The organism is Helicobacter pylori Shi112 (assembly GCF_000277405.1).
In the GTDB taxonomy this organism is placed as follows: Bacteria; Campylobacterota; Campylobacteria; order Campylobacterales; family Helicobacteraceae; genus Helicobacter; species Helicobacter pylori_C.
The window spans coordinates 918,874-937,994 of record NC_017741.1 but is presented as its reverse complement, the minus strand read 5'-3'; the positions used below and the strand labels follow the sequence as shown (position 1 = coordinate 937,994).

The following is a 19,121-nucleotide window of genomic DNA, read 5'->3' as shown; positions in this document are numbered from 1 at the left end:
ACTTAACAAGATTAAAAAGTAACATGGCTGAAATTTGTGGCTAGAATGTGTAAAAAGGTAAAATTGGAGGCGTTTTAAAAAAACTTCTCCCAGATCGTGCCTTGTGGGGTGTCCATCAAAGCGATTTTTTGTTTCAAAAGCTCTTCTCTGATGTTATCGGCTTTTAAAAAATCTTTTTGCTCTTTGGCGCGTTTTCTTTCTTCTATCTTGTTTTCAATTTCTTGTTTTTCGCTTCCACTCACGCCTAATTGGAAATATTCTACAGGGTCTTTAAACCCGATGCCAAGCAGTTCTTCTACAAATTTCAAATTCGCTAAAATTTCGCCTTTCAAAGCCTTGTTTTTGGGGTTTTGATCCAGTTTTTCATTAGTAGAAGAAAGCATGCTTTCTAAAACGCTCAACGCTTTAGAAACGTTTAAATCATCTTGCATGCATTCTAAAATTTCTTTTTTAAAGTTTGGATTTATTTCTCCAAGAGTCCCTAAAACACGCTGTTTTAAACGATAGATTTTATCCAAGCGTTTTTTACTCACCAATAAATCTTCTTCATTGAAATTCAAAACAGAGCGATAATGCACCCCTAGTAAGTAATTGCGCAAAATTTCGCCATCATAGTTTTTGAGGGCGTCTTTAATAAAAAAGCTATTCCCTAAACTTTTAGACATTTTTTCGTTATTGATATTCACAAAGCCATTATGCATCCAGTATTTGGCAAGCTCCACGCCAAAGGCGCAACGGGTTTGGCACGCTTCATTTTCATGGTGGGGGAATAACAAATCCGCTCCGCCTGCATGGATGTCAATTTGATAAGGGGTGTCAGTGAGCGCTAAAGTTTTAAAGATCATGCTAGAGCATTCTATATGCCAGCCAGGGCGCCCTTTGCCTAAAGGGCTATCAAAGCCCACATCATTATCCCCCTTATAGCTTTTCCATAACACAAAATCCTGCTCAAGCCGTTTTTCTTGCACCAAACCAATACGGCCAAATTCCATGCTGCTATTATGCACGCTCAAAGATCCGTAATCTTTATCCTTGCTCGTGTCTAAATAAATATCCCCATTAGAGATCTGATAAGCGATATTTTTTTCTAAAAGCGTTTCAATCATGCCCACCATAGCGTCTAAATACTCGCTCGCTTTAGGCTCTAGGCTGGGTTTTTTCACGTTCAAAGCGTTTAAATCCCTCGTGTAAGATTCAATATAAATGCTGCTTAGTTCTTGAATGCTTTTGTTTTCTTTTAGGGCTTTGTTGATGATTTTATCATCAATATCCGTGAAATTCCTTACTAGCACCACTTCATAGCCGCTCAATTCAAGCGTGCGCCTTAACAAATCAAAAGCAATCGCGCTCCTGGCATGCCCTAAATGAGCGTCATCATACACCGTAGGCCCGCACACATAAATATTCGCCTTTTTTTCAACTAAAGGCTCAAAAGGGACTTTTTGTTTTAGTTTGGTATCATAAATAAACATTTAAAAACCTTGAAAATAATAAAATAAATATAAATGTGTAACCCACGATTTGAACGCTAAGAGTAATAAGATTTCCACGCAAGCGAGGAAAAGAATTACAAGCCATAATTTTAAATTTTTAATTATACCCAAGAATGGTTGAAAGCCAAACGCTTTTATCGTTAAAACAAATAAAAATAACCCGCTCAAACTATTCGCTAAAGCCAAGCCTAAAACCCCTAACAAAGGCATCAAACTCAAAGAAGCCGCTAAACCTAAAAAAAGCGAAATTAAAGAGATTTTAGCCGCTTTTTTTTGCTCTAATTTCGCATAAAGCCACAAAGAAAAGAGTTTGGTTAGCCCAAAAGGGAGCAAGCCTAAAAGATAGAGCGAAAAGACTTGCGAAGTGATTAGGGTGTCTTTAGGGCTAAATTGCCCCCTTTCAAATAAAAGCTCTGTGATTTCTTTGCTTAACATTATCCCCCCAATGCTGCAAAGAAGCAAAACCCCCACCAAAAAAAACCACGCCTTTTGCAAGCGCTGTAAGATTAAATCCTGCTGATGGTTTTTAATGGCGATCGCAATGCTAGGGAAAAGGGCTGTGGATATGGCTATGGCAAATAAAGCTAAAGGGAGCTGGAAGACTCTATTAGCGTAATACAAATAAGACACGCTCCCGCTCGCCAGAAAAGAGGCTATCGTGGTGTCTAAAAAAGAAGCGATCTGAGTGGTAGAATTGCCGAAGACGCTGGGGAGGAATTGCTTGAAAAACCCTTTCAAATCCCTTTTAATTCTTTGAGAGCGGTATTTTTTTTTGAGCGCGTTTTTAGTCTTAAAACCCAACAACCCTTTAAACAATAAAGCCCATAAGCCCAATTTGACTAAAGGATAAAAGTGCAATAAAATTTGAGCCACGCCCCCTAAAAGCACGCCATAGCTCAAATAATACAACGCTTCTAAATGCGTTTTTTCTTTAGAAACAAAAAGGGCTAAAATCATGCATAAATTGAGTAAGCTTGCGCTATAAGCGCTGGCAAAAAAGCTGTGTTTGTATTGCAGAAGCGCGCCTAAAAAGGTGGTGATAAACACCAATAAAAGATACCAAAAATTGATCGCTACAATAGGGGCGCATAGTTTGAGTTTTTCTTCATCAAAGCCATAAGCGAGGAGTTTAGCTAGCCACAAGGGATTTAATGCCACCAATAAGCACCATATCAATAAAACGCCACAAAAAATAAGCCCCACCAAACTCGCAAAGCTCCCTTTAATGGAACTTCGTATGAAGCTTGGTAAAAAGCTTTGTGAAAAAGAGCCCTCCGCAAAAATACGCCTGAACAAATTAGGCAATTTGAAAGCCACAAAGAAAATATCGCTATACACCCCAGCCCCTAGAATATTAGCCATCATCAAATCCCGTAAAAAGCCAAAAATCCTAGAACATAAAATCCCTAAGCTGTTGGTTAAAAATATTTTTTTTAGCATACTAGTTGTATTTATTACCTAATTTTCAGCGTTTTTTTGTTAGCATATTCCTTTTTTCAAATTCTTATATTATACCATTTAAGGATTAAAAAATGAGCTTGGAGCATTTTGCCCCTATAAAAGTTGAGCGGTGCAAAGACATTCAAAAAGAATTAAAAAAAGCGGCCGCTGAAAATAAATTGCAAACAGAAGATCTATGGTTTGAGATTTTAAAAACTTCTATTTTTATCAAAAACAGCGCTAAAGACGATTTTAGTGAGGCTTTTGGTGGGGAATTGCAACAACTAGAAGAAGATGAATACTATGAAAAAAAAGAGCTAACCCTTTATCAAACCCACGACATTAAAATCAAATCAAACGCCTATAAGCGCTTTTTTGAAGTGGAAGTGGATGAACATTTGAGTAAAATAGAAATTATTTTAGACGAGTGTTTTATTGTCCTAGACACTGAAGAGCATTACCAAGAAATGTTTGGGTATATTAAAGAGCGTTTAGCCTTTGAAGGCGTGGTGTTTCGCCACCTTTCACAAATGTATGAAAATTTAAAAACAGAGTTAAGAAAATATAAAAAAGAAGCCCAAAATAAACGCTTTATTTTATACGCTTCTTTAACCTTTATCCCTAATACAGAAGAACAATCCCATTTTTTACTAGAAGAAGAATACCTTCCAACGCATATTATTCCCTTAAGCGATCAAGAAGAATCTTTTGTTAAAGAAAATGATTATATCGCTAAAGAAAATCAAAAAGTCGCTTGCGTGAATTACCCCAAACAAGGCAAAGACGGCCGTAACCTTAAAGGCCTTTATATTGAATTGCCTAAAGTTGCCAATTCGCCCACCCCTATAGGGCATGACAAAAACGCTTTTGAAGAAAGAGAAGAAAATAACGCTTTAGTGTATTACTCCAAAGCCTTACAAGGGGTTAAAATGGAAAAAGGGCGTTTGGTTTCTAAGCAAAATTTTATTTTTAAAAACGGGATCAAGTCTATTGAAACGCCCAATCTTTTAGGGGGAGTGGAGAGCGGGTTGGTTTTAGAAATTCAAGCTAAAGATGAATTGAGCGATGCGATTGATTCTAATCTCATTTTAGAAGCGAGCGCGATTAACATTAAGGGCAATGTGGGCAAAAATGTGATCTTAGTGGCTAAAGAAATCACTATAGAGGGGCAAATCCACCCTGAAAGCTATGTCTATGCCAATAAAGCGCGTATCACTAACCATAAGGGCGTGTGCTACGCTAAAGAGTTTGAGTGCAAGTATTTAGAGCGCGCTAAGGTGTATGCCAATAGCGTTAAAGTGGAAGCGAGCGCGGGGAGCGTGGTCTATGCGAAAGAAATCGCTTTAGAAAAGCTCAAAAGCGATAACAAGCTGTATTTTTCCAAGCAATGTTTGATTGATGAGGTGGATGGTAATGGCAACCGCTTTATTTTTTACGCTTTTGGGGGGCGAGAAAACCAAGAAGAATTGAAAGCCGCTAAACAAAAACTCAATGCATTAGGGTTAAAATCCAAAAAAATCATCGCTCAGCACCAGTCCTTAAACCATTTAGTCAAAAACCATCAAGCCATCATGGAAAAACTTAAAAACGCCACCGAAGAAATCAAACGCTCTTTAATGCAACAAGAAAGCGTGAAAGACGCTTATAGCGAGTTTGTGTTTGCCTTAAAGCGTTTGAAAATCTTAAAAGCCCAAATGCTAGAATTGCAAAAAATCAATAACGAATGTTACGCTAAACTCATCAGCATAGAAAACAGCTTCCAGCATGCAAGCGTTATGACTAAAAACCCTTTCAAGCAAGAAAATATCGTAATCTACCATCGCAATTACCCTAAAGTGAGCAACTTGAGCGCCATGTTAAGCCATAATGAAAGCGTGAATGTGATCTATGAAGATCATAAAATCAAAAAAGTCCCTAAAAGCGCTATAAAAGGCTAGAGCGAGGAATAAAAAAGGGATAAAATGATAGTGGGTTTGATAGGGGTTGTGGAAAAAATCTCTGCTTTAGAAGTGCATATAGAAGTGCAAGGGGTTGTTTATGGGGTGCAAGTTTCTATGCGAACTTCTGCTTTGCTCCAAGCGGGCCAAAAAGCGCGTTTGAAAATCTTACAAGTAATTAAAGAAGATGCGCATCTTTTATACGGGTTTTTAGAAGAGAGCGAAAAAATCCTCTTTGAAAGGCTTTTAAAAATCAATGGGGTAGGGGGGCGTATCGCTTTAGCCATTCTTTCAAGCTTTTCGCCGAATGAATTTGAAAGCATTATCGCCACTAAAGAAGTCAAAAGACTCCAGCAAGTCCCAGGCATTGGCAAAAAGCTCGCTGATAAGATCATGGTGGATTTGATTGGTTTTTTCATTCAAGATGAAACAAAACCCATGCATAATGAAGTCTTTTTAGCCCTAGAGAGTTTGGGCTTTAAAAGCGCTGAAATCAATAAAGTTTTAAAAACCCTAAAACCCCATCTCAGCACCGAAGCAGCGATTAAAGAAGCCTTACAACAACTGCGCTCTTAAAAAAGGTTTTTAGTATTCCATTACTAAAAACCTAGCAAGCAATTAGAACTAAGCGCTAAAAACTCCCAATTCACCAACAACACGCTTAAAATCATTGAAGAGCTTAATAACGGCGTTAAACAAGCCAGCGATGAACTCAAAGAAGCCACAAAACCGAGTAATCTAGTTAAAAGCATAAGAGAGCAAGATGCGCGCCCTTTTGAGGTCATAAAAGACAAAGAAGCTTTTTTTAAAGACTTGAACCAAAATCTAAACGATAACGCTACCGCCTTGCCTAAAGGCATGAGCGTTGAAGAATTTAAGCAAACTTTAGAGAGCGTTGAAAACAAAGAAAGGTTTTTAGAACATTTACAAACAAGAGAAAACAGCGATGAAAGGTTAAAAGCGCTTAATTTAGTAGAACCAACTCTTAGAGAGCCTCACATTGAAATTTTCACTAAAGATAAAAATAACGCTACAGATAAAAAAGAATATATCAAAGCGTTTAAAGATGAAAACCAAGCGCGCCTATATATGCTAATCACACAAGATAACGATACGATTTTAAGGACTTTTATACCAGATACACCTGAGAGATATGTAAGAAATCATGTAAGAAATGCTGACATTATCCACTCTTTCATTCAGCCGAACAGAACCGCAAATAGCGACGACTTAGAAGCCGTAGTGGTCTATGGAGAGAATACTACTAAAAAACCTCTAACAAGTCAAGAGGATTTACTCAAAACACAAGAAAACGCGCCAAAAAACACGCAAGATTTAAGCCCTCTAGAACTTGCCAAAGCCGAAAAGCTTGCCAAATTAGAAAGCGATCGCATAGAGAGCGAAAAAGAGTTTTTGAAAGCCAAAGAGCAAGAACAAGCACGAAAAGCCGCTTTAAAAAAGAAATTAGAACACGAGCGAGGCAATGCAGGCAACATTGAAAGCCAGACTAAAATAGAAGTTGGAGAAGATATACCAGCACACACGCAAGCGCAAATCCCTAAAAGCCGAGTGAGGTTGAATGAAAGAGAGATTTACGATCTAGATTATGCGATCGTGAAAGCTAAAGACCTAAAACCAAGCTTTACCACAGGCGGAACGCAGAAACGCACCGACATGAACGAAGAACAGATTAAAAGCATTTCAGAGAATTTTGATCCAAAAAAGATATTTGGAAGCGGAGGTTTTGAAGATTTACCGATCATTTTACACGACGGGCAAGTGATCGCAGGAAACCACCGAATCCAAGGCATGCTAAATTTCACGCCTAAAAGCCGTTTTTCTTACGAGAAAGCGATCAAGGAATACTATCATATAGATTTAAAGCCGGACGAGTTGTTAGTGCGCTTGCCTTCTAAACGCTTAAATAATACCGAGATCAACAATTTAGCAGCATCAAGCAATCAAGGACGCTTTAATAGCGAGAGCGATCATGCAATAGCGGTTTTAAGCCACTATGAAAGCAAATTAAAAGAATTAGAAAGCCAATTAAACGCTGATAGCGTCTATTCTTTAAAAAATATCGTTGCTAAAAATCTTAATTTTGATAAGGCTACTCATCCTAATGTAACCGATAGCAACTTGAGTCTTTTGATGTATAACATGCCAAGGACGAAAACGCAAGGCATAGAGCTATTAAACCGCTGGCAGAAAGAATTTTCTAACGACATTAAAAGCTATGAAAAAATAAAAAAAATGTTTGTAGATAACGCCGGGAGTTTTCACAATCTAATCCATGACATGAATTTCCCCAATGTAAGCCTGAACGCTTATTTAAGCGACATAATGGATCGGTCTTTTGCTAATTTAAAGAACTACCAAAGCACGAGCGAGAGCCTGAAAGACTTGAGCGAAAAATTCTATAAAACGAATAGTTTAGAAATGTTTGAAAAGAGCGATCAAGGAATAAGCGATATCAGCGAGATTTTAGGAGGAGCGATCGCAAGGTTTGCGAGGTTTGATGATCCTTCTAAAGCGTTATTTGAAGCCTTAAGAAGCGATAACATTAAAAAAGGTTTGAAAGAATTTAAGATCGCTGATGTTGCAAAGGACATGTTTGATCCTAATAGTAAGGAATTTAAGGACATTGATATTTACGATTTCACGCATTACCTTTTAATGGTTAATAGAGAGCCTAATGAAACTAATCCCGCCTTAAATCGTTTGATTGAAGCCGTAAAGGACATGCAAAAAGAAAGCAAGAACGCCAAAGAAGCAAGCAAAAAGAGTGCAGAGAAGACACAAAAAGGGATTAAGGAACGAGCCTTTATAAAACAAGATTAATCAGTCAAGGAGTAAGAAATGAAAAGAAAGCCTCACCCACCCAGTCAAAAAGAAAAATCTTTTCCGTTAGGGACTTTTGGCACACATGCAACCGGTTTTAAGTGTTTTTGTTTTAGTAATGATAGCATAAAAAGGAAATATCCATGCAATACCCTAACCTACCTAATAGCGCGCTAGATTTCACCAACCAGCCAGAAGTTAAAGAAATCACTAACGAGCTTTTAAAGCAATTACAAAGCGCGCTACATTCTAATAGCGTTTTTACGGATCAAGTGGGACTAAGCCTTAAAGGAATCGTTAGGATTTTAGAAGTGCTTTTGAGTTTGGATTTTTTCAAAAACGCCAACGAGATTGATAGCAGTTTGAGAAACTCCATTGAATGGCTCACTAACGCCGGCGAGAGTTTGAAAATCAAAATGAAAGAATACGAGAGCTTTTTTAACGATTTCAATACGAGCATGCGATCTAACGAGCAAGAAGTGAGCGCTACCTTAAACGCTAACACCGAAAACATTTTTATTTAAAAAGGGCTGTATAAATCACAAGGAAATGTAATCCACTTCTTTGGGTCTTTGATGGTTAGCGATGAGTTGCTTACAGGTTGCAACGCCTTCTGAAGTGCCAACCATTAATAGCTTGGATTCGCTTGCAATGATCGTTTCTCCATCAGGCATGGGGATGTATTTGCCATCTTTTTGAGTGATACCAATCACAAACGCTTTAGCGATCTCTCTGAAATGGGCTTCTTTTAATTTCCTTAACACAAGCCAGCTGGTTTTAGGGACAATCACTTCTTCTAAGTCTAAAAGCGTGTCTTTTTTATTGATAAAACGCTCTAAGATATTTTCCATATCCGGACGCACCGCCATCGCGCTCACTCTCTGCGCCATGAGTTTTGTAGGGGAAACCACCATATCAGCCCCTAATTTTTTTAATTTTTCTAAGCCTTCATCGCTATGCGCGCTCGCAATAATGTAGTAAGGTTTGCGCTTTAATTCCTTTTCAAACAAGCGCACGCTCACCATTAACGCCACATTCACCGGTAAAGTCTTAGACAAAGCCACAACGCCCCTAGCGCTGCTTAAGTGGGTTTTGAGCATGGCTAAATTGGTGTGCGGATCGCCTATGATATAGTAGGGGTATTTGTGCTTAATGGCTTCTTCTTCAAAACTAGGGTCATTATCCACGACCACAAAAGGGATCTGAGCGGAGCGGAACTGCTTGCTCAATTCAATGGTGTATTCGTTGTGGTAACAAATCACATAATGATCCTTAAGGCGCGCGATTTTATAAATCATACCTTTCTCCTTAATCAATCTGGTAAGCGTGCCTTTATTGACCACGCTAACTAAAATAGCCACGCTAAAGGCAATAATTCCTGCCCCAAAAAACATTAAAATGGAAGTTAAAAAAATACTTATAGGCCCAAACTGGCTTTCATTTAAAGCGCCAAACCCTGTAGCTGTCATGGTGTAAGTCGTTTGAAAGAAAGCTTGCATAAGGCTATAATTTTCTAGGGCGAAGTATCCTAGAGTGCCTAAAAGCACGAGTAATTGGATTAAAATAAGTGGGAGTCTAAAGACCTTAAATTGCTCATAGATTTCAGAATTTAAATTGACTTCTGGCTGATTTTCATCGTCTTTTTTGATTTTAAAAAATTTCAACTTTTCAAACAAAACCAATTCCTAGATCAAAATAAATTCTTTTGAAAGCGTTTCATTTTTAAACTCCCTTAAAATATCAAGCCCAATCGCACTAGAATTGATAAATAAAGAAGTTTAGTTTTAAGGGTTTTTAAAGATGTTGTAAAAACCCTAAACGGCTAAGCCCCTTTACGCATGGTTCTTAAAGTGGAAGCAGCCACTTTAATGCGTTTAGTCGTGCCGTCGTCTAATTGGATCTTAATCGATCGCAAGTTAGGGAGTAAGCGGCGTTTGTTTTTGTTGTTCGCATGACTGACATGATTGCCTACCATAGGCCCTTTAAAAGTTAAAGCACATCTTTTTGCCATTGTGTATCCTTAAATATTGAAGTGAAACCGCCCCTTTCTGAAGAAAGGGGCTTCCTAACTAAAGCATTCCATTGAATGCTAACACGAAAGGCTTTGTTCTTTATAGTCTGCATGGATATTTCCTACCCCAAAAAGACTGGTGGTATTTTAACCTCTTTTAGCTTGAATATAGCCTAACAGCTATGTGCTTATATCTCTGACCTAAAGGACGGAGTTTTTCGCACTAGTGGGATAAACTTTGCATTATACTTAAAATAGCCTTTAAAAAGACTGATTTTAAAGCTAATTTTTAAATGGTTTGTTTAAGAACTACTTTTTTTGAGGCATAGAACTTTTAAACCCTTTCATTTTATCAATCGCCTCTCTGTATTTGGCAATATTTTCTTCTGTAAGTTCTGTTACAGCTTTTTTCATGACAACGGCATACATTCTGTTTAAGATCTTATGGATCGCATCTTCTTTATTCTTCTCTAAATCTTCATGGATAATGCTGTTTGAAGAATTAAGCCCCCCAGAATTACTATGTTTGTAAGTGTAGGTCATTGCCTGAAAAGTTCCCACTTCCACAGCAAAATCATGGACTACACGATTGCTTTCTGGCTCATAAAAATTAAACCACACAGAGCCTGAGCTTTGATCCACTAGCGTGTCTAAATTAGGATTATTGGGATCTTTTAAATTCATTTTCAAATCTTCTAAGATTCCTACCCACCCTTTCAAATCCAAAACGGAAAAAATCTTTCTCTTATCTTGCGCGCTTAAAGCTTTTTCATCTTGAAAACGCAACACTTGATAGCCTCTTTTTTCAAAAATAGTTTGGATTTGATTGGCCAAAGCGTCTTGAAACTTATCAATATAGGGTTTTAGATTATCGCTCACTTGAATGCGTGGCGCTAAAATACCTACAATATGATGGTTTTGTGGGGCTTGAACAATATGTATCGCATAATTAAAATCTAGCGGCGTAACATATTCAGAGCTTGTTTTCATTCTTTCATGAGTTTGAACTGGTTGTTGATTTTTGGCGTCATTTTGTGTTTTTGTTTCAGCGCTTGGATTCATCGCGCAACCAACCAACACGCTTGAAAGCCCTAAAGCAACCAACATTTTAGAATAAACTCTAACCTTTTTAAAAATAAGCGAACGCTCCATAAAAGACTCCTAAAAATTAAAATAGGATTCTATCTTACTCTATTTATGCTATTTTTAAGTAAACCAATTTGCGCTACAATTCTATTTTTTCTCAAGCACGGCGATTTTAGGGGATTTTATGCTCTATTCTTTACTATATGGCTATTTTAATATCAATCTTTTCCAGTATTTGACCTTTAGAGCAGGGTTAGGGTTTTTCATAGCCTTTTTCCTCACGCTTTTTTTAATGCCTAAATTCATTCTATGGGCCAAGGCTAAAAAGGCTAACCAGCCCATTTCTAGCTTCGTGCCAAGCCACCAGAATAAAAAGGATACCCCTACGATGGGGGGGATTGTTTTTGTTTTTGCAACCATTATTGCGAGCGTGTTGTGCGCGTCTTTGGGTAATCTTTATGTGCTGTTAGGGATGATAGTGTTAGTGGGCTTTAGTTTTGTGGGTTTTAAAGACGATTACACTAAAATCAACCAACAAAATAACGCCGGAATGAGCGCGAAAATGAAATTTGGCATGCTTTTTGTCCTTTCGCTTGTGGTGTCTGTTTTATTGAGCCTTAAGGGGTTAGACACTTTTTTATACGCGCCCTTTTTGAAAAACCCCTTGTTTGAAATGCCCACGATTTTGGCGGTTGGTTTTTGGGTGTTGGTTTTTTTATCCACAAGCAATGCGGTGAATTTGACCGACGGGTTAGACGGCTTAGCGAGCGTGCCTAGCATTTTCACCCTTTTAAGCCTTTCTATCTTTGTGTATGTGGCAGGGAATGCGGAATTTTCTAAATACTTGCTTTATCCTAAAGTCATAGATGTGGGGGAATTGTTTGTTATCTCGCTGGCGTTAGTGGGATCGCTCTTTGGCTTTTTGTGGTATAACTGCAACCCGGCAAGCGTGTTTATGGGCGATAGCGGGAGTTTGGCCTTAGGGGGGTTTATCGCTTATAACGCTATTGTTTCGCATAATGAAATCTTATTGGTTTTAATGGGATCGATTTTCGTGGTAGAAACTTTGTCTGTGATCTTGCAAATAGGGAGCTATAAAACCCGTAAAAAACGCCTTTTTTTAATGGCACCTATCCACCATCATTTTGAGCAAAAGGGCTGGTCAGAAAACAAGGTGATCGTGCGTTTTTGGATCATTTCTATGCTGAGTAATTTAGTCGCTCTTTTAAGCTTGAAGGTGCGTTAAATGAAAATCTCTTTATTGGGGCATGGCAAAACCACTCTAGCCTTAGGGCGTTTTTTTAGAAAAAACCATAACGAAGTCAAATTTTTTGACGACCAATTCACTTCATCTTTTAAAGATAGCGAGGGTTTTGTTTGCTATCCCAGTAAGGATTTCAACCCTAACGATTCCCAACTAGAGATAGTCAGCCCTGGCATCAGTTTCACGCACCCTTTAGTGATAAAAGCCAAGCATTTAGTGAGCGAATACGATTATATTGATAGCTTGTTTGATTTGGTTTTCACGCCTACTATAATAAGTATTAGCGGCACTAATGGTAAAACCACCACGACAGAAATGCTCACCATGCTTTTAGAAGATTTTAAGGCTGTGAGTGGGGGGAATATCGGCACGCCCTTGATTGAATTGTTTGAAAAACAATCGCCCTTATGGGTGCTAGAAACAAGCTCCTTTTCTTTGCACTACACCAATAAGGCTTACCCTTTAATCTACTTGCTCATCAATGTGGAAGCCGATCATTTGACTTGGCATTGCAATTTTGAAAATTATTTGAACGCTAAACTCAAGGTTTTAACATTGATGCCTAAAACTTCGCTCGCTATCCTCCCTTTAAAATTCAAAGAACATTCAAGCGTTCAAAACTCGCAAGCGCAAAAAATCTTTTTTGACAAAAGCGAAGAGGTTTTAGAGCGTTTAAAAATCCCTTCTAACGCCCTTTTTTTTAAGGGGGCGTTTTTATTAGACGCTGCCTTAGCCCTTTTAGTTTATGAGCAATTTTTAAAAATAAAGAATTTAAAATGGCAAGACTATAGAGAAAACGCCCTTAAAAAACTGAACGCTTTTAAAGTCGGCTCGCATAAAATGGAAGAATTTAGGGATAAACAAGGGCGTTTGTGGGTAGATGACAGCAAAGCCACGAATATTGATGCTACCTTGCAAGCTCTAAAAACCTTTAAAAACCAAAAAATCCATTTGATTTTAGGGGGCGATATTAAAGGGGTCAATTTAACCCCCCTTTTTGAAGAATTTAAAAATTATGAAATAAGCCTTTATGCGATAGGATCAAGCGCTTCTATCATCCAAGCCTTAGCGTTAGAATTTAATGTTTCTTGTCGGGTTTGTTTGGAGTTAGAAAAAGCGGTTCAAGAAATTAAAAGCGTTTTATCGCAAAATGAAATCGCTTTGCTTTCCCCAAGCGCGGCCAGTTTGGATCAATTTTCTTCGTATAAAGAAAGGGGTGAAAAATTTAAAGCGTTTGTTTTAAAAGATTAAAGCGCATGCACCACTTTGTCTAATTGTGAAATTTTTTGAAAAATCTCGTTCCGTTCTGCTTCGTTTGAAACTTCCATAGAAACATTAAAGCTATAAAATTTAGCGTTTTTAGAAGTGTTTTTTAATTCCAATTTAAAGGGGCGTTGATAGGTTTCTAAAAACTCTTTTAACGCACTTTCATCTTTAGTGGTCATAATCACCCTATAATCCCAAAGGCAAGGGTAAATAATGGTAGGTTTTTTTAAATCAGACGGCATTGAACAGCTCCTTAAACAACTTAGGAATGGCAATAGGTCTGTATGTGGAGCGATTGACAAAGCCAAACTTGATTTCTGAAGCAAAGACTTTAAAAGGCTTCATAGGCTCTAAAGAAGCGTTTTGGATACAATAAATTTCTTGAAAAAGCACCACAAAAAACCTTCTTAATTCTTTAATTTGCGTTCTTATTTCTAAGACCTGCCCAAGGCTTGCGGGGGTGAAAAAATCCGCTTTGATAGAGCGGATAACAAACACGCCTTCTTCATTTTCTGGCAAGACATGTTGTTTAAAAAAAAACTCGCTCCTAGCCCTTTCGCAATATTTCAAATAATTCGCATGATAGACCACGCCTTCAGAGTCGGTATCTTCGTAATATACCCTACAGCGCATTAATTCCCCTTACTTAAATAATGAAATTTTCTCAAAATTATACAATATGTAACTTAACTATAGTATAATCCAAGGGCGTTGCTTTATATTTTTTTTAGGTATTTTTAAAGCGGGTTTTTTCTTAAATCTAAAAAACTAATACAGCAATAGTTGGACGATTAAGGACATAGCTCTTTAATTTTAATCATTTACAAGGAGTTTGGTAGTTAAGATATGGGTAATCATTTTTCTAAATTAGGATTTGTTTTAGCCGCATTAGGAAGCGCGATAGGTTTAGGGCATATCTGGCGTTTCCCCTATATGACTGGGGTGAGTGGTGGGGGTGCTTTTGTTTTATTGTTTTTATTTTTATCTTTAAGCGTTGGCGCGGCGATGTTTATCGCTGAAATGCTATTAGGACAAAGCACGCAAAAAAATGTAACAGAAGCTTTTAAAGAGCTTGATATTAACCCTAAAAAACGCTGGAAATACGCAGGGCTTTTGCTTGTTTCTGGGCCTTTAATACTGACTTTTTATGGCACTATTTTAGGTTGGGTGCTTTATTATTTAGTGAGTATTAGTTTTAATTTACCTAATAGTATCCAAGCATCTGAACAAATCTTTAATGATACCTTACAATCCATTAGATTACAATCCATAGGGCTTCTTAGCGTTTTATTGATAACCGGATGGATCGTTTCTAGGGGGATTAAAGAAGGCATTGAAAAACTCAATTTGGTTTTAATGCCCTTACTCTTTGCTACTTTTTTTGGTTTGCTTTTTTATGCGATGAGCATGGATTCTTTTTCTAAAGCTTTTCATTTCATGTTTGATTTCAAACCAAAAGATTTGACTTCTCAAGTGTTCACTTATTCCTTGGGGCAAGTTTTCTTTTCTTTAAGCATAGGTTTAGGGATCAATGTCACTTATGCTGCGGTTACTGATAAAACGCAGAATTTGCTTAAAAGCACTATTTGGGTGGTTTTATCAGGGATTTTGATTTCTCTTGTGGCAGGGCTTATGATTTTCACTTTTGTGTTTGAATATGGGGCGAATGTCTCACAAGGCACAGGGTTAATCTTCACTTCTTTACCGGTGGTTTTTGGCCAAATGGGAGCGATAGGCATTCTTGTTTCAGTTCTTTTCTTGCTCGCGCTCGCTTTTGCTGGCATCACTTCTACGGTGGCTTTATTAGAGCCAAGCGTGATGTATCTTACCGAGAAGTATCAATACTCTCGTTTTAAGGTTACTTGGGGTCTTGTAGCGCTAATTTTTATCGTAGGCGTGGTGTTGATTTTTTCGCTTCATAACGATTATAAAGACTCACTCACTTTTTTTGAAAAAAGTCTTTTTGATTGGTTGGATTTTGCATCAAGCACCATTATCATGCCTTTAGGCGGGATGGCAACCTTTATTTTTATGGGCTGGGTTTTGAAAAAAGAAAAATTGCGTCTTTTGAGCGCACACTTTTTAGGCCCTAAATTGTTTGCAACTTGGTATTTCTTGCTTAAATACATCACCCCTTTAATTGTGTTTTCCATTTGGTTGAGCAAGATTTATTAAAACATTTAGCATGGGAAAATTTTCTAAATTAGGCTTTATTTTAGCCACTTTGGGTAGCTCTATCGGTTTAGGGCATATCTGGCGCTTTCCTTATATGGTAGGCCATAATGGGGGGAGTGCGTTTGTGCTTTTATATCTAGCGCTAACCTTGAGTTTAGGCATTGCTATGCTTTTAGTGGAAATGCTGATTGGGAATTTGGGTAAAAAAGATGTTGTTTCTAATTATCAAATACTAGATCCTAAACGGAAAAAATATTACCCCTTCACTTCTTTTTTTATTTTAGGCGGCCCTCTCATTTTATCCTTTTATGCGGTGGTGTTAGGCTGGGTGCTTTACTATCTTTTTGTAGTCACTTTTGATTTGCCTAAAGATTTAGAGCAGGCTAAAATGCAATTTAGCATGCTCCAAAATGGCAGTTTAATCTGGCCTGTTATTGGCTTTAGCGCATGCTTATTGCCAACAATTTGGTTTGTTTCTAGGGGGATTGAAGAGGGGATTGAAAAATTAAATGTAGTGCTGATGCCGTTACTGTTTGTGATTTTCATAGGGCTTTTAATCTATGCGATGACTTTAGAAAGCATGCCTAAAGCTTTGCACTTTTTATTTAATTTTGAGATTCAAAAGATTGATTTTAAGGTTGTTATGGACGCTTTAGGGCAGATGTTCTTTTCTTTGAGTTTGGGGGTAGGCACGATTATTACTTATTCAGCTTTCACGCCCAAAAAAGAAAATCTGTTCAAAAGCTCTTTATTGATTGTCTTGCCCGGTATTTTAATCTCTTTGATTGCCGGGGTGATGATTTTTACCTTTGTGTTTGAATACCATGCAGATGTTTCTCAAGGGCCAGGGCTTGTTTTTATTTCCTTACCTTTGACTTTCGCTAAAATGGGAACAAGCGGGCAGATTGTTTCGCTTTTTTTCTTTATGGCGCTTGTTTTTGCCGGGATCACTTCTACGGTTTCTTTGATAGAGCCTTTAGCGCTTTATCTAATCAATCGTTTTAATTTTTCGCGCACTCAAGCGTCGCTATGGATAGGGATTGTTGTGTATGTTTTAGGCGTTTTAGTCATTCTTTCTATGAATGAACGATACGCTAAGTTTTTGAGTTTTGCTCATAAGAGCGTGTTTGGGTGGCTGGATTTCATCACTTCTTCATTTTTAATGCCTTTGGGAGGCTTGTTTTCAGTCTTGTTTGTAGGATGGATTTTAAATAAAGAAAACGCTTTTTTAGCCACGAAGCATTTCTTTAATACAAACGCTTTTAAAGCGTGGCATTTTAGCGTTCGTTTTATCGCGCCTGTAGTGATTTTAGCGATTTTCATCTTGCAATTTAAGTGAAATAAGGACGCTTGATGAAAAGCATTTTGCTCTTTATGATTTTTGTAGTTTGTCAGTTAGAAAGCAAAAAATTTTCACAAGATAATTTTAAGGTGGATTATAACTACTATTTGCGCAAACAGGATTTGCACATCATTAAAACGCAAAACGATTTGTCCAATGCCTGGTATCTCCCTCCACAAAAAGCCCCCAAAGAACATTCTTGGGTGGATTTTGCTAAAAAATATTTAAACATGATGGATTATCTAGGCACTTATTTTCTGCCTTTTTATCATAGTTTCACTCCCATTTTTCAATGGTACCACCCCAATATCAACCCCTATCAACGCAATGAGTTTAAGTTCCAAATTAGTTTTAGAGTGCCTGTATTTAGGCATATTCTTTGGACTAAAGGCACGCTTTATCTGGCTTACACCCAAACTAACTGGTTTCAAATTTACAATGACCCCCAATCCGCTCCCATGCGAATGATCAATTTCATGCCTGAACTCATTTATGTTTATCCTATCAATTTTGAACCTTTTGGGGGTAAAATAGGGAAATTTTCTGAGATTTGGATAGGTTGGCAGCACATTTCTAATGGCGTGGGAGGCGCGCAATGTTACCAGCCTTTTAATAAAGAAGGCAATCCTGAAAACCAGTTTCCAGGACAACCTGTAATCGTTAAAGATTATAACGGGCAAAAAGATGTGCGCTGGGGGGGGTGTCGTTCGGTGAGCGCGGGGCAACGCCCTGTGTTTCGTTTGGTGTGGGAAAAGGGAGGCTTGAAAATCATGGTCGCTTATTGGCCCTATGTCCCTTATGATCAATCCAACCCTAATTTGATTGATTACATGGGGTATGGTAACGCTAAAATTGATTACAGGAGAGGGCGCCATCATTTTGAATTGCAACTTTATGATATTTTCACGCAATACTGGCGTTATGATCGCTGGCATGGAGCTTTCCGCTTAGGCTATACCTACCGCATTAACCCTTTTGTGGGGATTTATGCGCAGTGGTTTAACGGCTATGGCGATGGTTTGTATGAATACGATGTTTTTTCCAATCGTATAGGGGTAGGAATACGCTTAAACCCTTAAAAAAGCGTTCTTTTATGCTATAATTAAGACCAAAAATTCAAGGGGATTATTTTAGCTATGAAAATCAGTGTTAGTAAAAACGATTTAGAAAATACTTTGCGCTACTTGCAAGCTTTTTTGGATAAAAAGGACGCTTCTTCTATCGCTTCACACATCCATTTAGAAGTCATTAAAGATAAGCTTTTTTTGAAAGCTAGCGATTCAGATATTGGGCTAAAAAGCTATATTTTTACGCAATCTAGCGATAAAGAGGGCGTTGGCACGATCAACGGGAAAAAGTTTTTGGATATTATCTCATGTTTAAAAGACTCTAATATTATTTTAGAGACTAAAGATGACAGCTTGGTGATCAAACAAAATAAAAGCTCTTTCAAACTCCCCATGTTTGACGCTGATGAGTTCCCTGAATTCCCCGTTATTGAGCCAAAAGTGAGTTTAGAAGTCAATGCCCCCTTTTTAACAGATGCGTTTAAAAAGATCGCTCCTGTGATTGAGCAAACCAGCCATAAAAGGGAATTAGCCGGTATTTTAATGCAATTCAATCAAAAAGATCAAACCCTTTCAGTGGTAGGCACGGATACCAAACGGCTCTCTTACACGCAGTTAGAAAAAGTCTCTATCCATTCCACTGAAGAAGACATCTCTTGCATTTTACCTAAAAGAGCTTTATTAGAAATCCTTAAGCTTTTTTATGAAAATTTCAGTTTTAAAAGCGATGGCATGTTAGCGGTGGTTGAAAACGAAACGCACACTTTTTTCACCAAGCTTATTGATGGGAATTACCCTGATTATCAAAAAATCCTCCCTAAAGAATACATTTCTTCTTTCACTTTGGGCAAGGAAGAATTTAAAGAGAGCATTAGGCTGTGCAGTTCTTTAAGCTCCACTATTAAACTCACTTTAGAAAAAAACAACGCTTTGTTTGAATCTTTGGATTCTGAACATAGCGAAACGGCTAAAACCTCTGTTGAGATTGAAAAAGGTTTGGACATTGAAAAAGCCTTTCATTTGGGCGTGAACGCGAAATTTTTCCTTGAAGCCTTAAACGCTTTAGGGACAACGCAATTTGTTTTAAAATGCAATGAGCCTTCTTCGCCTTTTTTGATCCAAGAGTCTCTTGATGAAAAGCAGAGCCACTTGAACGCTAAAATTTCCACTTTGATGATGCCAATCACACTATAAAGGCT

17 protein-coding genes are annotated in these 19,121 nt (G+C 37.8%); 10 read left to right on the top strand and 7 right to left on the bottom strand.

The window, feature by feature from the left end; genetic code table 11:
• Nucleotides 1-74 precede the first annotated feature (74 nt).
• Nucleotides 75-1,472 (bottom strand): cysteine--tRNA ligase, encoded by a 1,398-nt coding sequence (cysS, locus tag HPSH112_RS04510; protein WP_000471316.1) that lies wholly within the window; start codon nt 1,470-1,472, stop codon nt 75-77.
• On the bottom strand, nt 1,473-2,933 hold the full coding sequence (gene murJ / locus HPSH112_RS04505; protein ID WP_000913536.1) for a murein biosynthesis integral membrane protein MurJ: 1,461 nt from the start codon (nt 2,931-2,933) through the stop codon (nt 1,473-1,475).
• A gap of 92 nt (nt 2,934-3,025) precedes the next feature.
• Between murJ and HPSH112_RS04500 the strand changes: the two genes are divergently transcribed.
• The 4 genes from HPSH112_RS04500 (at nt 3,026) to HPSH112_RS04480 (ending at nt 8,235) form a co-directional block, all read left to right on the top strand.
• Complete coding sequence (locus tag HPSH112_RS04500) at nt 3,026-4,870, top strand: FapA family protein (RefSeq protein ID WP_000051012.1); 1,845 nt, start codon at nt 3,026-3,028, stop codon at nt 4,868-4,870.
• 24 nt (nt 4,871-4,894) lie between these two features.
• Nucleotides 4,895-5,446, top strand: a complete 552-nt coding sequence (gene ruvA / locus HPSH112_RS04495) for a Holliday junction branch migration protein RuvA (protein WP_000635192.1) — start codon at nt 4,895-4,897, stop codon at nt 5,444-5,446.
• A 90-nt stretch (nt 5,447-5,536) separates the two neighbouring features.
• Complete coding sequence (locus HPSH112_RS04485) at nt 5,537-7,711, top strand: PBECR2 nuclease fold domain-containing protein (RefSeq protein WP_411155631.1); 2,175 nt, start codon at nt 5,537-5,539, stop codon at nt 7,709-7,711.
• A 143-nt stretch (nt 7,712-7,854) separates the two neighbouring features.
• The gene (locus HPSH112_RS04480) at nt 7,855-8,235 is read left to right on the top strand and encodes a hypothetical protein (protein WP_001199990.1); all 381 of its coding nucleotides are present in this window, start codon (nt 7,855-7,857) and stop codon (nt 8,233-8,235) included.
• A 15-nt stretch (nt 8,236-8,250) separates the two neighbouring features.
• Here HPSH112_RS04480 and HPSH112_RS04475 read toward each other — a convergent pair whose 3' ends face one another.
• The 3 genes from HPSH112_RS04475 to HPSH112_RS04465 form a co-directional block, all read right to left on the bottom strand.
• Nucleotides 8,251-9,387 (bottom strand): potassium channel family protein, encoded by a 1,137-nt coding sequence (locus HPSH112_RS04475; RefSeq protein ID WP_000462015.1) that lies wholly within the window; start codon nt 9,385-9,387, stop codon nt 8,251-8,253.
• Nucleotides 9,388-9,533: 146 nt separating this feature from the next.
• Nucleotides 9,534-9,722, bottom strand: coding sequence for a 50S ribosomal protein L28 (rpmB, locus tag HPSH112_RS04470; protein ID WP_001119000.1), 189 nt, complete (start codon nt 9,720-9,722; stop codon nt 9,534-9,536).
• Nucleotides 9,723-10,031: 309 nt separating this feature from the next.
• Nucleotides 10,032-10,874, bottom strand: coding sequence for an HpaA family protein (locus HPSH112_RS04465; RefSeq protein ID WP_000442325.1), 843 nt, complete (start codon nt 10,872-10,874; stop codon nt 10,032-10,034).
• Between the two features lie 118 nt (nt 10,875-10,992).
• Here HPSH112_RS04465 and mraY point away from each other — a divergent pair, with 118 nt between their 5' ends.
• Together mraY and murD are read left to right on the top strand one after the other, a co-directional pair.
• Nucleotides 10,993-12,054: a phospho-N-acetylmuramoyl-pentapeptide-transferase gene (gene mraY, locus HPSH112_RS04460; protein WP_000967080.1), complete on the top strand. Its 1,062-nt coding sequence runs from the start codon at nt 10,993-10,995 to the stop codon at nt 12,052-12,054.
• Complete coding sequence (murD, locus tag HPSH112_RS04455) at nt 12,055-13,323, top strand: UDP-N-acetylmuramoyl-L-alanine--D-glutamate ligase (protein WP_000703532.1); 1,269 nt, start codon at nt 12,055-12,057, stop codon at nt 13,321-13,323.
• Here murD and HPSH112_RS04450 read toward each other — a convergent pair.
• Both HPSH112_RS04450 and ybgC read right to left on the bottom strand, forming a co-directional pair.
• Nucleotides 13,320-13,580 (bottom strand): HP0495 family protein, encoded by a 261-nt coding sequence (locus HPSH112_RS04450; RefSeq protein ID WP_001138719.1) that lies wholly within the window; start codon nt 13,578-13,580, stop codon nt 13,320-13,322. The two genes, murD and HPSH112_RS04450, sit on opposite strands and share 4 nt — an antisense overlap.
• Nucleotides 13,570-13,971 carry an acyl-CoA thioesterase YbgC gene (gene ybgC / locus HPSH112_RS04445; RefSeq protein ID WP_001203782.1) on the bottom strand — a complete coding sequence of 134 codons (402 nt, stop codon included), beginning with the start codon at nt 13,969-13,971 and terminating at the stop codon, nt 13,570-13,572. The genes HPSH112_RS04450 and ybgC overlap by 11 nt, the downstream gene beginning before the upstream one ends.
• A 213-nt stretch (nt 13,972-14,184) precedes the next feature.
• Between ybgC and HPSH112_RS04440 the strand changes: the two genes are divergently transcribed.
• Genes HPSH112_RS04440 through dnaN form a run of 4 tightly spaced genes read left to right on the top strand, consistent with a single transcriptional unit; the run spans nt 14,185 to nt 19,116 of the window.
• On the top strand, nt 14,185-15,513 hold the full coding sequence (locus tag HPSH112_RS04440) for a sodium-dependent transporter (protein WP_000526630.1): 1,329 nt from the start codon (nt 14,185-14,187) through the stop codon (nt 15,511-15,513).
• 10 nt (nt 15,514-15,523) lie between these two features.
• Nucleotides 15,524-16,852 carry a sodium-dependent transporter gene (locus HPSH112_RS04435; RefSeq protein ID WP_000514515.1) on the top strand — a complete coding sequence of 443 codons (1,329 nt, stop codon included), beginning with the start codon at nt 15,524-15,526 and terminating at the stop codon, nt 16,850-16,852.
• A gap of 14 nt (nt 16,853-16,866) precedes the next feature.
• Nucleotides 16,867-17,934, top strand: coding sequence for a phospholipase A (locus HPSH112_RS04430; RefSeq protein WP_000836145.1), 1,068 nt, complete (start codon nt 16,867-16,869; stop codon nt 17,932-17,934).
• A gap of 57 nt (nt 17,935-17,991) precedes the next feature.
• Nucleotides 17,992-19,116, top strand: coding sequence for a DNA polymerase III subunit beta (dnaN, locus tag HPSH112_RS04425; protein ID WP_000704221.1), 1,125 nt, complete (start codon nt 17,992-17,994; stop codon nt 19,114-19,116).
• Nucleotides 19,117-19,121: the final 5 nt, after the last annotated feature.

What these genes read in the sequence shown, in the direction of transcription:
- cysS (WP_000471316.1), bottom strand. Translation starts at nt 1,472, where the DNA reads ATGTTTATTTATGATACCAAACTAAAACAAAAAGTCCCTTTTGAGCCT.
- murJ (WP_000913536.1), bottom strand. Translation starts at nt 2,933, where the DNA reads ATGCTAAAAAAAATATTTTTAACCAACAGCTTAGGGATTTTATGTTCT.
- HPSH112_RS04500 (WP_000051012.1), top strand. Translation starts at nt 3,026, where the DNA reads ATGAGCTTGGAGCATTTTGCCCCTATAAAAGTTGAGCGGTGCAAAGAC.
- ruvA (WP_000635192.1), top strand. Translation starts at nt 4,895, where the DNA reads ATGATAGTGGGTTTGATAGGGGTTGTGGAAAAAATCTCTGCTTTAGAA.
- HPSH112_RS04480 (WP_001199990.1), top strand. Translation starts at nt 7,855, where the DNA reads ATGCAATACCCTAACCTACCTAATAGCGCGCTAGATTTCACCAACCAG.
- rpmB (WP_001119000.1), bottom strand. Translation starts at nt 9,722, where the DNA reads ATGGCAAAAAGATGTGCTTTAACTTTTAAAGGGCCTATGGTAGGCAAT.
- HPSH112_RS04465 (WP_000442325.1), bottom strand. Translation starts at nt 10,874, where the DNA reads ATGGAGCGTTCGCTTATTTTTAAAAAGGTTAGAGTTTATTCTAAAATG.
- mraY (WP_000967080.1), top strand. Translation starts at nt 10,993, where the DNA reads ATGCTCTATTCTTTACTATATGGCTATTTTAATATCAATCTTTTCCAG.
- murD (WP_000703532.1), top strand. Translation starts at nt 12,055, where the DNA reads ATGAAAATCTCTTTATTGGGGCATGGCAAAACCACTCTAGCCTTAGGG.
- HPSH112_RS04450 (WP_001138719.1), bottom strand. Translation starts at nt 13,580, where the DNA reads ATGCCGTCTGATTTAAAAAAACCTACCATTATTTACCCTTGCCTTTGG.
- ybgC (WP_001203782.1), bottom strand. Translation starts at nt 13,971, where the DNA reads ATGCGCTGTAGGGTATATTACGAAGATACCGACTCTGAAGGCGTGGTC.
- HPSH112_RS04440 (WP_000526630.1), top strand. Translation starts at nt 14,185, where the DNA reads ATGGGTAATCATTTTTCTAAATTAGGATTTGTTTTAGCCGCATTAGGA.
- HPSH112_RS04435 (WP_000514515.1), top strand. Translation starts at nt 15,524, where the DNA reads ATGGGAAAATTTTCTAAATTAGGCTTTATTTTAGCCACTTTGGGTAGC.
- HPSH112_RS04430 (WP_000836145.1), top strand. Translation starts at nt 16,867, where the DNA reads ATGAAAAGCATTTTGCTCTTTATGATTTTTGTAGTTTGTCAGTTAGAA.
- dnaN (WP_000704221.1), top strand. Translation starts at nt 17,992, where the DNA reads ATGAAAATCAGTGTTAGTAAAAACGATTTAGAAAATACTTTGCGCTAC.